Source organism: Vibrio sp. MM46, assembly GCF_027587135.1.
Taxonomy (GTDB): Bacteria; Pseudomonadota; Gammaproteobacteria; order Enterobacterales; family Vibrionaceae; genus Vibrio; species Vibrio harveyi.
Genome location: NZ_JAPPTO010000002.1, coordinates 326,113 through 339,814, shown reverse-complemented (window position 1 = coordinate 339,814; position 13,702 = coordinate 326,113). Strand labels below are relative to the sequence as shown.

General features: G+C 45.4%; 12 protein-coding genes. 6 read left to right on the top strand and 6 right to left on the bottom strand.

All coding sequences use genetic code 11. The features are described from left to right. Nucleotides 1-35 precede the first annotated feature (35 nt). The 6 genes from vmeI to pspA form a co-directional block, all read right to left on the bottom strand. Nucleotides 36-3,143, bottom strand: a complete 3,108-nt coding sequence (gene vmeI, locus OH459_RS03525) for an efflux RND transporter permease subunit VmeI (protein WP_005450688.1) — start codon at nucleotides 3,141-3,143, stop codon at nucleotides 36-38. Further along, on the bottom strand, nucleotides 3,140-4,225 hold the full coding sequence (locus OH459_RS03520; RefSeq protein ID WP_269985663.1) for an efflux RND transporter periplasmic adaptor subunit: 1,086 nt from the start codon (nucleotides 4,223-4,225) through the stop codon (nucleotides 3,140-3,142). The genes vmeI and OH459_RS03520 overlap by 4 nt, the downstream gene beginning before the upstream one ends. 1 nt (nucleotide 4,226) lies before the next feature. Beyond that, nucleotides 4,227-5,258 carry an efflux RND transporter periplasmic adaptor subunit gene (locus OH459_RS03515; protein WP_005450692.1) on the bottom strand — a complete coding sequence of 344 codons (1,032 nt, stop codon included), beginning with the start codon at nucleotides 5,256-5,258 and terminating at the stop codon, nucleotides 4,227-4,229. Between the two features lie 156 nt (nucleotides 5,259-5,414). Beyond that, nucleotides 5,415-5,804: an envelope stress response membrane protein PspC gene (pspC, locus tag OH459_RS03510; protein WP_005450693.1), complete on the bottom strand. Its 390-nt coding sequence runs from the start codon at nucleotides 5,802-5,804 to the stop codon at nucleotides 5,415-5,417. Then, nucleotides 5,797-6,030, bottom strand: coding sequence for an envelope stress response membrane protein PspB (gene pspB, locus OH459_RS03505; protein WP_005450695.1), 234 nt, complete (start codon nucleotides 6,028-6,030; stop codon nucleotides 5,797-5,799). Before pspB ends, pspC begins: the two co-directional genes overlap by 8 nt. Nucleotides 6,031-6,044: 14 nt before the next feature. Beyond that, nucleotides 6,045-6,716, bottom strand: a complete 672-nt coding sequence (gene pspA / locus OH459_RS03500; RefSeq protein ID WP_005450697.1) for a phage shock protein PspA — start codon at nucleotides 6,714-6,716, stop codon at nucleotides 6,045-6,047. Nucleotides 6,717-6,949: 233 nt separating this feature from the next. Between pspA and pspF the strand changes: the two genes are divergently transcribed. The 6 genes from pspF to OH459_RS03470 all read left to right on the top strand — a co-directional run bounded on the left by pspF (nucleotide 6,950) and on the right by OH459_RS03470 (nucleotide 13,667). Beyond that, nucleotides 6,950-7,960: a phage shock protein operon transcriptional activator gene (gene pspF, locus OH459_RS03495; RefSeq protein ID WP_269985658.1), complete on the top strand. Its 1,011-nt coding sequence runs from the start codon at nucleotides 6,950-6,952 to the stop codon at nucleotides 7,958-7,960. 477 nt (nucleotides 7,961-8,437) lie between these two features. Next, entirely contained in the window at nucleotides 8,438-10,057 is a 1,620-nt protein-coding gene (gene sapA, locus OH459_RS03490; protein WP_005450700.1) for an ABC transporter substrate-binding protein SapA, read from the top strand. Continuing rightward, nucleotides 10,057-11,019 (top strand): ABC transporter permease, encoded by a 963-nt coding sequence (locus tag OH459_RS03485; RefSeq protein ID WP_005450705.1) that lies wholly within the window; start codon nucleotides 10,057-10,059, stop codon nucleotides 11,017-11,019. Before sapA ends, OH459_RS03485 begins: the two co-directional genes overlap by 1 nt. Then, nucleotides 11,006-11,893: an ABC transporter permease subunit gene (locus OH459_RS03480; protein ID WP_005450707.1), complete on the top strand. Its 888-nt coding sequence runs from the start codon at nucleotides 11,006-11,008 to the stop codon at nucleotides 11,891-11,893. Before OH459_RS03485 ends, OH459_RS03480 begins: the two co-directional genes overlap by 14 nt. Then, nucleotides 11,893-12,888: a peptide ABC transporter ATP-binding protein gene (locus tag OH459_RS03475; protein ID WP_005450708.1), complete on the top strand. Its 996-nt coding sequence runs from the start codon at nucleotides 11,893-11,895 to the stop codon at nucleotides 12,886-12,888. Before OH459_RS03480 ends, OH459_RS03475 begins: the two co-directional genes overlap by 1 nt. Continuing rightward, entirely contained in the window at nucleotides 12,885-13,667 is a 783-nt protein-coding gene (locus OH459_RS03470; protein WP_005450710.1) for a peptide ABC transporter ATP-binding protein, read from the top strand. The genes OH459_RS03475 and OH459_RS03470 overlap by 4 nt, the downstream gene beginning before the upstream one ends. Nucleotides 13,668-13,702: the final 35 nt, after the last annotated feature.

Below are 13,702 nucleotides of genomic sequence, written 5' to 3'. Positions count from 1 at the left end.
CAGAGGCGCTCTAGAACGTTACTTAAACTAAGTCGTTACTTCGGCACTGCCACCTTGTGGAATAGACGATACAACACTGGCACGACAATTAGTGTCAGTACGGTCGCAAAACCTAAACCAAACATGATGGTTACAGCCATTGGTTTAAAGAAGATATCCGGTAGTAGAGGAATCATACCTAGAATGGTTGTGATTGCAGCCATGCATACTGGACGCACACGACTTACTGCGGCATCCACCACTGCGTCGTACGCTTCTTTACCCGACTTCATTTCAATCTCAATCTGATCAAGCAGTACGATACCATTTTTCAGTACCATCCCCGACAGACTCAAGAAACCCAGTAATGCCATAAAGCCAAACGGCGTATTCAACACCAATAGACCGGTTGTCACACCAATTAATGCCAAAGGTACTGTTAACCAAACAATAAGAGGCTCTTTGATTGAGTTAAACAAGAAGATGGTGATCAAGAACATAAACAAGTAACCCATCGGCATCGTGGTAAACAACGACGCCTTCGCATCACCTGATGACTCATACTCGCCACCCCACTCTAGTGAGTAACCTGGTGGCATTTCGATCGCTTCAATCTGCGGCTGTAGACGTGCTTGCAATGTTGCCGCTGTCTCTTCACCTAGGATATCTGGATCTGCCATTACCGTTAGCATGCGCTTACGGTTCTTACGCACAATGATTGGGTCTTCCCAACGCATGTCGTAACCCATAGTTACTTGTTGTAGAGGAATAAATTCACTCTGCGCTGGGCTCCAAATTTTCATGCCTTCGATGTTACGAATGTCGATACGCTCATCTTCCGGAAGACGCGCAACAATCGGCATCAGAGTTGTACCATCGCGGTATAAACCAATATTCATACCAGAGAAGGACATCGATAAGAAATCATCCACATCCGATTTAGTAATGCCGTAACGACGAGCTTGACTTTCATTAAACTGAGGCTCAAGCACTTGTGTACGTTCACGCCAGTCGTGACGAATGTTCGTTGCTCCCGGGTCGGCGTACATCACATCCATCACTTGTGCAGCAATAGTACGCAGCACCGTTGGATCAGAACCAATAATGCGCGCTTCAATCTTCGCACCGCCACCAGGACCTAATTCAATTTGCTTCAATTTGTAATTGATTTCTGGGTAGTTGGATTTGATGTGCTCTCTAAAGCGCTCCATAAGTGGTGCTAACGCTTCGTAGTTCTCGACACGCGTAGTGATCTCACCATAAGCCGCGTAGCTTTTCTCTGGGGCATAAGTCAGCATGAAGCGCTGCAAACCCTTACCTGCGGTGGTAGTGATATGTTCAACGTGATCTTGCTCAGCAAGCCAGCCTTCCAGTTCTTTCAGCGTATCATTCGTAGCTCGAATATCCGTACCCTCTGGCAACCAAACATCCAACTGGAAAATAGGGGTGGTTGAAGATGGGAAGAAGGCTTGTTTCACATAGGTGAAGCCGTAAACACTCGCCGCTAGACCTGCCACCAAGACAACAACAGTAAACCATGCTCGGCGCATACAGAAGCTTAAGAACTTCTTATACATAACGAAGATGATGCCATTGTATGGGTCATTGTCTTCGCCTTCACCACTCTTAATTTTCTGACCTTTGAAGAAAATATCAGCGAAGAAAGGCGTCAACGAAATAGCGGTAAACCAGCTCAGCATTAACGAGATAAGCAGTACGGTAAACAAGGTACCACAGTACTCACCCGTCGAGTCTTCTGATAGACCGATTGGTGCAAAAGCAGTAACAGCGATAACCGTCGCGCCTAAAAGCGGCCATTTGGTTTGCGTGACGATATCCGTCGCAGCTTGAAGTCTCGTTCGCCCTTTTTGAGTCCCGATGAGTATCCCTTCCACGACGACGATGGCGTTATCCACCAGCATACCCAGAGCAATAACCAATGCCCCAAGAGAGATACGTTGTAAATCGATGGCTAAGTACTTCATAAAAATGAAGGTACCTAGTACAGTCAGTAGCAAGATCAGACCAATAAGCAGACCTGAGCGTAAACCCATAAAGAACAATAGAACGATGATTACGATACCAACGGCTTGAGCCAAACTGATAACGAAGCCACTCACCGACTTATCTACTTCTTTTGGCTGATTGTAGATTTCTGAAATTTGAACGCCTACTGGCTGTTGGTACTTCAGTTCTGCAACTCGACGATCAAATGCCTTGCCAACTTCAACAACGTTGACCCCTTGAGCAAATGAAATCCCCAAGTTCAGCGCCAACTCACCATTGTAGTTAATGATGTTGGTTGGAACTTCTACATAACCTCGTTTAATTTCGGCAACGTCTTTTAAGAAAATCAGACCTTGTGCACCAGACTCGGTGATCAATAAGTCACCTAGCTCATCTACGCTTTGAAACTCACCGGTAGGTTGAATACGAATGTACTCATCACCGATACGGATCGCACCTGCATCAGAAACTACGTTTTGGGTCGAAAGTAAGTTAAAAACGGTTGTCGGAGATAGCCCCAAACTGCTTAACTTTTTCATCGAGATTTCGATGAACACTTGCTCTTGCTGTTGACCAGATACCGAGACCTTACTTACCCCATCAACCAGTTCAAGTTCACGCCTTAAATAATCAACGTAATCGAGCAACTCTTTATAACTGTATCCGTCACCAGTTACCGCAAGCAAAATCCCGTATACATCGCCGAAGTCATCAATCACCGATGGGTCATTGACACCCGGTGGTAATGTACCTTTTAGGTCATTAACCTTACGACGTAGTTCATCCCAAATCTGTGGTAAATCATCCGGACCATAGTTGTTTTTCATGGTCACTGTAATTTGAGATAGACCACGGCTGGAAATGGAGTTCACTTCATCCACGTAGGTTAATTGCTGAATCGCTTTCTCTATCGGATAAGTAACTTCTTCTTCCACTTGTTGTGGCGTTGCCCCCGGATAAGAGGTCACTACCATTGCGTCTTTAATAGTAAAGGCTGGATCTTCAAGACGCCCTAGTCCAAAGAACGCTGCAACACCACCAATCAAGAAGATCAGCGACACCATCCAACTGATTACGCGGTTTCTAATGAAATACGCCGCAATACCCGTTACGTTTTCATCATCTTGTTGAGGCGCAACGTTATTTTGTTCACTCATTGAGTTGCCTCCTGCTTAACCACTTCCACTTTCATGCCTTCTCTCAATCGAGCCACACCTGCGACAACGACTTTGTCATCAAGCTCTAGACCATCAAGAATTTGAACCGATGTTTTTGATGCTTTGCCCGCTCGTACTTGCTTGCGAGTGACGGTATTGTCGCCATTTAGCACCCAAACAAATTTGTTTTCTCGGCTTAAATCATCGCCATCAGCATTGAAAATCGCTTCAATCGGAACATTGATACCAACATTCAATTCCAAGCCAACATTCTCATCTTTAGACGTCACATCAACAGCCATACCGTCAAGAATGTACTCTTGCTCTGGCATAGGCAGTGATAAGGTGACGGTAAATGTGCCAGTATCTGGATCTGGTTCGGTCGTGAATTCTTTGATGTGGGCTTTGTATTCATTACCACTTGGTACACGAACCACCGCATCAATTTTGGCAAGATTTTCCGACGTCGGCGGCTGTTTGACATAGAGGCGATCCGGAAGTTGGATCAGCACTTCAACACGATCAACACTATGAATGTTCACGATGTACTGCCCAACTTGAATATTCTCAAACTGGTCAACGTTGACGCGTGAGATGATGCCGTCAACAGGCGCTTTAAGTTGAGTAAAAGACAGTCGAAGTTTGGCTAACTCCAATTCAGCAAGTGCGATTTGACGTTGTGCTGCAATCTCATCGAATTGAGATTTCGCTAATAAACCTTTTTTCACCAAAGGTGCAGAGCGACGATACTGGCTATCGACGACGGAAAAACGTGCCGAAGCATTATCAACATCAAGCTGATAATCCGTAGGATCCAGTGTGGCAATGACATCGCCTTTAATGACTTTATCACCCTCTTTCACCAGCACTCGGCTCACCTCACCCGCAACACGGAAACTCAAATGCGAACGGTCAGCCGCATTGGCAATAGCAGGGAAATAAAGATTATCATCGACTCGCTTTCCTTCCAGAGAAGCGACTCTCACACGAGGTGTTTCTAGTTCTCTTTCAGGTCCTTTGTCACCACAACCGGCGAGCAATACCGCAGAGCAAAGCGTCGTTAAAGCTAAGATTCCTTTCATGTTACAGCCCTCGCTCCTTAACCCATTCTCGAACCTTAATACCCGGTTCGATCACGTTCACGCCAGAGATAATGATTTGATCACCATCTTGCAGTCCTTCCTCGATTTGCTGCTTATCGTTTAACGCGACGGACACTTTCTCAACAATACCTTGGTCATTGACACGCCAAACACAGGTTTTGCCATCTTCAGTAAATATCGCGGAGCTTGGAATTCGGGTGGCACCTGCATTTTCAGAAACTAAATGCACGTTACCGGACATACCCGGCAATATCCCCACCCCTTCTGGTCGTTCCATTACCATGGTGACTTTGTAACTACCAGTTTTAGGGTCTGCTTCAGTATCAATTTCTTGGAAGGTTAACTCGAAAGAACGCTCTGGGAATGCATCAAACGTCATGGAGGCGTACGCATTTGCACCTTGAGTAAATTTACTTAACAAGTGATCAGGCAGTTGGAACAGTACCTTCATTACTTGGTTAGTCTGAATATTCATGACGCCTTCTTTTGCCGCCACATACTCATGGTTTTCTGCTGGGAGATAAGAAATCGTGCCGTCATAAGGGGCAACAAGTTTGGTGTATCTTAGGTTTGCTTTTGCCTGATTCCACTGGGCTTTGGCCGAGTTGTGATTGGCTTTTGCTGCATCAAAATCTTGTTCCGAGACCACTTGTTCTTTACGAAGCTTTTTCGAACGCTCGTATTGAACGTCAGCAAGGGTGTAATTTGCACGGGCTTGTTTTTCGAGTAGTGAATACTCATCGGGGTTGAGCACGGCAAGCACATCGCCTTTATTGACCATTTGACCTGCGTTTACTTCTATCGATTGAAGCAAACCAGGGACACGAAATGCGAGTACTGCTCGGTCACCAGCTTCTGTAGTGGCAGGAAAATGTCTTTCAAACTGAGCATTGCCTACAGAAACAGTGAAGAGTTTGGCGGGCCGAGATTCGGGTTCAGGGACTGGTGGCAGCTCTTTACCACACCCCGAAAGAACCGTCATGACAGCGATTGGAATGAGCGCTTTTCTCATGTGAATTCATCCATTTAACATCCATTCTTTTTAAGGTAGATGAATTTATGACATTCTTCTAGAGCATCTGAATCTAATTTTTCTTTAAAATGAGCTATTTGAGACAAAAATAAAGCAGACCGAGGTCTGCTTTATCAATAAATTCATAATTAATTATCAGAGCTTATTAAATTCTCTGTTTACGCGATAGGCATCAGAGGTGACATACGCTTCCATACTTCGAATCTTATTATCAAGACGACTGAAGTCGTTTTCTAGCACACTGAGCAACTGATCTGGGCTTTGCCCTTTTTGCCACGGTTTGCTCTTCAATGTATGTTCCTGTTGCGACTTAATGTTTTCGGTATAAGTCATTGGCTGCTTTTCTAACATGAAGGTCATCGCAATGTATGCCAACAAGACAAGGAAAGTACCACCAAGCAAGGCTGCGGAAATCACAACGATACGAATCAACCAAACTTCTGCACCAAAGTAGTTTGCCACTCCGGCACACACGCCGGAGATTTTACCGTTTACAGGGTCACGATACAGTTCTCGTTTACTCATACTTGCGTCTCCACGTTGGGGATTCTGCATCTAGGATACGCTCCAATGTATCAACTCGAGACTGCATCGCTTCCGCTTTCTCAGACAGCACCTGAAGACGCTCTAGATCTTGGCTCGACAGTGCACTATCTGCTTTGCGTTTGCTGCGATAGTGTAAGAAGAGCCATAGTGGAGCGACAAAGATTAAAAAGACAATCAATGGTCCAGTAATAAAAAATGTCGACATAAATGGCTCCTTTCTTATTTATTGTTCGATGACATCTGTTCTTTCAGTTTTGCCAACTCTTTTTCGATTTCATCTTGTGCTTGTAGCTCGGCAAACTCTTGGTCTAAAGATTTTGCGTTGCCAGTTTTTGCGTAAAGATCTGCTTCTGCTTCCATCTCATCAATTTTACGAGAGTACTGTTCGAACTTTGCCATCGCTTCGTTTGTGCGACCTGCATGCAGTTGTTTTTGAACATCACGACGGTTAGATGCCGTTTGGTTGCGAATTGCTAATGCTTGTTGCTTAGCGCGCGTTTCAGCAATTTTGTTTTCTAGTTTACCGATTTCACCGGTTAGCTTCTCGATGGTTTCTTCAACCAACGTTTGCTCAGTATGAAGACCTTTAATGACTTGCTCTAACTTTTGCTTTTCAATCAGAGCTGCGCGAGCCAAATCTTCACGCTCTTTCACTAAAGCTAGGCTTGCTTTTTGCCCCCACTCAGTGATTTGCTCTTCTAGAGCTTCGACTTTGCGAGCCAACTCTTTTTTATCTGCAATCGCTTTAGCCGAGTTAGTACGCACTTCTACAAGTGTGTCTTCCATTTCTTGGATGATAAGACGGATCATTTTTTCAGGATCTTCCGCCTTGTCTAGCAATGCACTGATGTTTGAGTTAACGATATCTGCAAAACGAGAAAAAATACCCATAACGGAACTCCTCTTTTTTCCTATTAAAACTCGACAAGGCGGTTATTCACCTTGTGTCTCCATTTAGATATTACAAGTAGCGTGCCAACTTTTATTTCCCTTAATAAACAGCAAGTTAAGCATTTTGTTGTTGTTGCATACCGTTATGCTATGATGGTTTTTACCAACTGTTGGTAAATTTCACCAACTCCAATACTGTAAATCATGGCAAGATAGAAAATAAGAAGGATTTTATGAAGCAAAACCTCATCGGTGAATCGCCTGCTTTTCTCGCCGTATTAGATAAAGTATCACAACTTGCGCCAATTGAGCGCCCTGTCCTCATAATTGGAGAACGAGGCACAGGTAAAGAACTCATCGCGCAACGTTTACACTATTTATCAATGCGTTGGGATAAACCACTGCTTTCCCTAAACTGTGCGACATTAAGCGAAGGTTTGATTGATTCTGAGCTTTTTGGTCATGAGTCCGGCTCATTTACTGGCTCTAAAGGCAAGCACAAAGGACGTTTTGAACGCGCAGAGGGTGGCACACTATTTCTCGATGAATTGGCGACCGCTCCTCTCCTCGTTCAAGAAAAACTTTTGCGTGTGATTGAATATGGGGAATACGAGCGCGTTGGTGGGCATACTGCATTAAACGCTGATGTACGTTTGGTGTGTGCAACCAATGCAGACTTACCAAAGTTGGCGGAACAAGGCGATTTCCGAGCGGATTTACTCGATCGCTTGGCGTTTGACGTCATCATGCTTCCTCCTTTGCGTGAAAGAAAAGAAGACATTCTCTCTCTTGCCGAGCATTACGCGATCAAAATGTGTCGTGAACTCCAACTTGAATACTTCGTCGGTTTTACGGAGCAAGCGCAGCAATCGCTCCTAGACTACGAATGGCCAGGTAACGTACGTGAACTTAAGAATGTCATTGAGCGTGCCATATACCGTCATGGATTGAACTCAGATCCGATTGAACACTTGATCTTTAACCCATTTGAAACGGGTTGGGAGAACGCATTGGGTCACTCTGCGAGTCAAGAAGAACCAGAAACAACACAAGCCGCACAAAAAGCAGAAATACACTTCCCGTTGGATTACAAGCAGTGGCAAGAAGACCAAGATATTGAATTGCTCAACCGTGCGTTGGAAGAAGCCAAGTTTAACCAGCGTCAAGCCGCAGAGCTGTTAGGTCTGAGCTACCATCAACTAAGAGGCATGGTGAGAAAATATGGCTTAGTTGGTCAAGGATAAACGTCCTTGCACCAAGTTAACTATCATTGCTCTCTAGCGATGTCTCACTCTATCAATTGATCACTATACCCAAGTGACTTCAAGATGCAGGATTCAGAGCGTTGTCTCTGGTTCCCTGTTTAATGAAAGTAAGCAAGGAAGACAACGCTGGATAATAATCGGCTCTTTCCTAGCGGTTTGACACAGCAGCCAGGTCAATAGCACGCTCTCGAAGGGCGAGTTGACTTGGGTATATAATGATAAAACGAACCGCGGTGCGAAAGGCGCTATTGCACGTACGTTGTGAGCAATTTCAAGAGGCAAAACAGGTCAACGACCAGAAATGATACGGTAATTTGATCTAACACCCTGCAGCTCAACGATTTTATGTTTGGAGCGAGTTGGCAAAAGTGATAAATTAGCGAGATCATTTTCGCTTGTCATACCCGATGCTATAACGCGCTGGGAGCAAGCAAAGTCCAATGACCATTTCATATTATGAATGCTTTTATAAGACTATCGCTGAGCCTAATTGGTATTAGCTTACTCACCGCCTGTGGTGACGAAATCGATCACAATGATATTCGAGAGAATGGCTTTGTGTTTTGTGGGCAAGGTAAGCCAACCACATTCAACCCTCAGCTAATTGACAGCGGCATTACAGCCGAAGCATTAAGTCCTCAGCTTTATGACACGCTGCTCACGCTCGATCCTAAATCTCATCAACCCATCGCGAACCTTGCTGAGAGCTGGTCGGTGAATGAAGAAGGCACCGAATATACGTTTAATCTTAAACGTGGTGTTCAGTTCCAAAAGACTTCATGGTTTACACCAACTCGACCATTCAACGCGCAAGACGTGGTATTTAGCTTTAAGCGAATCATTGATGTAGACCATCCGTTTCACGACGTCGGTGGTGGTTTTTATCCATGGTTTGCAGGTTTAGATTTCCAAAACCTAGTTAAAGATGTGATTGCGCTGGATGACCACACGGTTAAATTTGTTCTGACTCAACCTAACTTTGCTTTTTTGGCAAACATTGCCACCAGCCATGCTGTGCTTCTCTCTGCAGAATATGGTCAGCAGTTAGCAGCAAAGGATGAGAAAGCACAAATTGATATGCTGCCTATCGGTACCGGTCCATATCAACTAAAAGAGTATCAAGTGAACGACTTGATTCGTTTAGAGCGCCATCCTAAATACTGGAAATCGCCGGCAAAAATGGAGCAAGTCGTATTCGATATTTCCCACCGTGGTACGGGCACACTCGCTAAGCTACTGAGAAATGAGTGCGATGTCTTGGCTTCACCGATCTCTAGCCAAATCCCGATCATCCAAGAAACAGAAGAGCTGGAATTAACCGCAACACCTGCTAACAACGTGTCCTTTATTGCGATTAATACTGAGCACCCTGCTCTGCGCGATGCTCGAGTTCGCCAAGCCTTGAATCTGGCGATCAACCGCCAGAACATTCTTGACTCGGTTTATTACGGTACGGGGACTCAAGCTTATACACTGCTTCCACCAAACTCTTGGGCTTACCAAAAAGACAGCGTGAAAATACGTTATGACCGTAATTATGCTTTAGCCCTACTTCGAGAAGCAGGTTACGAGAAAGGTCTGCAACTGACGATGTGGGTCCCATTAGAGCCTCGCGCTTTCAACCCTAGCCCGCGTAAAACCGCAGAGCTTATCCAAGCTAACTTTGCCGATATCGGTGTTGAGTTACGCCTACTGACCGATGATCGCTTTGAGCGCACACAGCTCGAAACCATCAACGATGTTGATTTGCTCTTAACTGGCTGGATTGGTGATACTGGCGATCCTGACAACTTCTTCCGTCCGTTGCTTTCTTGTGAATCTGAGCGGGTGGGTTTAAACGTTTCAATGTGGTGTAACGATGATTTTGACTTCCTGCTCGATCTCGCATTAGAGACACAGCAGCAGCGTTACCGCTTGAACCTATACCGCCAAGCGCAGAATATTCTGAATGAAGAGTTTCCAGTTATCCCATTAGCTCACGGCGTTCAGTTCCGTGTTCACGATAAATCGCTGAAAGGTTTTAAATCGAGCCCTTTCAATGCGCAACCTTTTGATAGAGTTGAGAGAATTCATTAATGTTTTGGTACGCCGTAAGACGTCTTAATCTATTTGTCATCACTTTGATGATTCTCACTTTGGTGGGCTTTTCACTCTTGCGTTTAGATCCAACATCTCATTGGGCAAATGTAGAGTTTTGGTCGGGCTGGCAAAGCTACCTAGTCGAGTTGTCTCAGCTCAATTTCGGTATCAGCAAAAATGGCAACCCAATCTATGAAGAGTTAGCGGTCGTGTTCCCTGCAACGCTAGAGCTGTGCTTTTTCGCCTTTGTTGTGTCACTGCTGATCGGTATTCCACTCGGTACAATAGCGGGCATGAAACAAGGCAAATGGTTAGATACCAGCATCTCGTTCGTTTCTATGTCTGGTTATTCCGCCCCAATTTTCTGGGTTGCGCTGATGTTGATTATGGTCTTTTCACTTCAATATCATGTCTTCCCTGTCGCGGGACGCTATGATCTTCTTTACGAAATTGACCATGTGACAGGCTTCGCCATTATCGATGCATTTATGGCAAAAGGTGAATACCGAGCTCATGCGCTACAAAGCGTTATTGAGCATATGGTTCTTCCTTGTTTGGTTCTGGCTCTAACACCAACCACACAGGTCATTGGTTTGATGCGTGCATCAGTGGCAGAAGTGATGAGCCAAAACTACATCCGTGCGGCGCGAATCAAAGGTTTATCAAACCGTGAGATCGTGACACAACACGTATTACGCAATGCGATTCCACCCATCATTCCAAAGGTTGGGGTTCAGCTTTCAAGCATGATTACGTTAGCTATCATTACTGAGTCTATCTTCAACTGGCCAGGCATTGGGCGCTGGCTGTTGGACGCTCTTTCGAATCAAGACTATGCGTCAATTCAAGCTGGTGTCATGGTTCTGGCGACCCTTGTTTTAACTGCCAACATCCTTTCGGATTTGATTGGTGCCATGATCAACCCTCTGGTGAGAAAGGAATGGTATGCTAACAAATAACGTCTATCAGGAAGAGCGCATTCCGACTCAGTTCGAACGATTCTGGCGTAGCTACCGCGCGAACAGCTTGGCAATGTTTGGCTTGTGGTGCTTGATCTTCATTGTGCTGATCACCATTTTTGCACCTTTAATTGCCCCTTATGATCCTCAAGCTCAATCTGGCGAATTGCTTGTGCCGCCATCATGGGCACCAGCTGGCACGGTTGACTACTTCCTAGGGACTGACGATTTAGGTCGTGACATTCTTTCGCGCCTTATTATGGGCTCTCAACTGACGTTCGGAGCTGCAGTTGCAATTACGGCGATAGCAGCGTTGATCGGTTGTTTCATTGGTGTTTTAGCCGGCATGACTAAAGGCCTGCTCTCCAGTACCCTAAACCACTTGCTCGACACCGTGATGTCTATTCCATCACTACTGCTCGCGATCATTTTCGTGGCATTCTTAGGCTTTGGTGAGTTCAATATTCTTCTGGCCATCTGCTTAGCTCTGATCCCACGTTTTATCCGTTCGGTCTATATTGCCGTGCATACCGAGGTTGAAAAAGATTACATCATGGCAGCACGTCTGGATGGTGCGAACGATTTTTATCTGCTGTGGAACTCCATTCTACCTAACGTATTAACGGTTATCGCCGCAGAAATTACCCTTGCACTGTCAGTTGCTATTCTAGATATCACTGCGCTTGGTTTCCTCGGCTTAGGCGCTCAAGCACCAAGTACTGAATGGGGAGCAATTCTAGGTGACTCTGTTGAGCTCATTTACATTGCACCATGGACAGTAACACTACCAGGTCTCACCATTATGTTTACCGTGGTTGTTCTAAACTTAGTGGGTGAAGGTGTACGCCAAGCTCTCAATGCGGGGATCGAATAATGCCGTTATTAGATATTCGACATTTAACCATTGAAATTGAAACGCCCTCAGGTTTGGTGAAAGCCGTAGACCGCATGAGTATTACCCTGAATGAAGGGGAAATCCGTGGTTTAGTAGGCGAATCAGGCTCAGGCAAAAGCTTGGTGGCCAAAGCCATTGTAGGCGTTTGTAAAGACAACTGGAAAGTGACCGCAGACCGAATGCGTCTTGGCAATATTGACCTGCTTCAACTGACGCCAAAAGAACGCCGAAGAGTGATTGCGCGAGACATCGCCATGATATTCCAAGAACCTTCGACGTGTTTGGATCCCTCAGAAGAAGTAGGACGTCAGTTGATAGAATCGATCCCGTCTCGCTCTTTTGAAGGTAAATGGTGGGAACGCTTTAAGTGGCGTAAAAAACAGGCCATCGCCCTACTCCATAAAGTGGGTATCAAAGATCATAAACGCTTAATGGGCAGTTACCCTTACGAGCTAACCGATGGTGAATGTCAAAAAGTCATGATCGCAATGGCTATTGCGACTAAGCCAAAAATCTTGATTGCCGACGAACCGACAAACGACCTTGACCCAATTACACAATCGCAAATCTTGCGTTTGTTGAGTCGTATGAACCAACTCAACAATACCACCATTGTGTTGATCGGGCACGACTTGACGACCATTACACAATGGGCAAATCGCATTACCGTAATGTACTGTGGTCAATCGGTGGAATCAGCAGATACCGATAAACTCATCGAAGCACCTAAACACCCTTATACTGCTGCGCTGCTAAAAGCGATGCCCGATTTCAATGATTGGATTCCTCATAAACAGAAACTGCAATCGCTGCCAGGCTCAATCCCTCCGTTGCAGCACTTACCGATTGGTTGCCGTTTAGGACCTCGTTGTCCTTATGCACAAAGACAATGTGTCGAAATTCCGCATACCAAACGAATTAAGAACCATAAATTTAACTGCCACTTCCCATTGAACACGGAGAAACATTCATGAGTGCGTTGCTTGAAGTCGATAACCTATCGAAACAGTTTGTCACGCGCTCAGGTCTGTTCAAACGCACAGTCAAAGAGGCAGTAAAGCCGGTCAGCTTCAGTTTAGAGCCGGGGCAAACTATCGGCTTTATCGGACAAAATGGTTCAGGCAAATCGACGCTAGCACGTATGTTAGCTGGCGTTGTTGAGCCGAGTTCCGGTGAGATTCGAGTGAACGGTGAACGTCTCGAACACAAAGATTACTCGACGCGCTGTAAGCTGATTCGCATGATTTTCCAAGACCCAAACACCTCTTTGAACCCACGAATTCAGATAGGTCGAATTTTGGAAGGTCCGTTAAAGCGAAACACGAACATGCCGCCAGATGCACGTATGAAGCGTGTGAAAGAAACCTTACTTCGAGTTGGTCTGCTGCCGGAACATGCGTACTTCTACCCTCAAATGCTCGCAGCAGGTCAGAAACAACGCGTGTGCCTTGCTCGTGCATTGATCCTTCAGCCTTCGATCATTGTGGCTGACGAAGCACTCAACGGTCTCGACATGGCGATGCGCTCTCAGATCATCAACCTCTTCTTAGAGCTGCAAGAAGAGATGGGACTGTCCTTTGTTTATGTATCTCAGCATATTGGGATCGTAAAACACATTACCGACAAAGTGATGGTGATGCACGAAGGCGAAGTTGTGGAGTTTGGTGAAACTAACCAAGTACTTACCAATCCAGAGCACGCTATTACTCAACGATTGGTCGAGAGTCACTTTTACAAAGCGCCAAGCCACTAATCCTTGTCTCTCAGAAAATCGTAAATTACTGACAA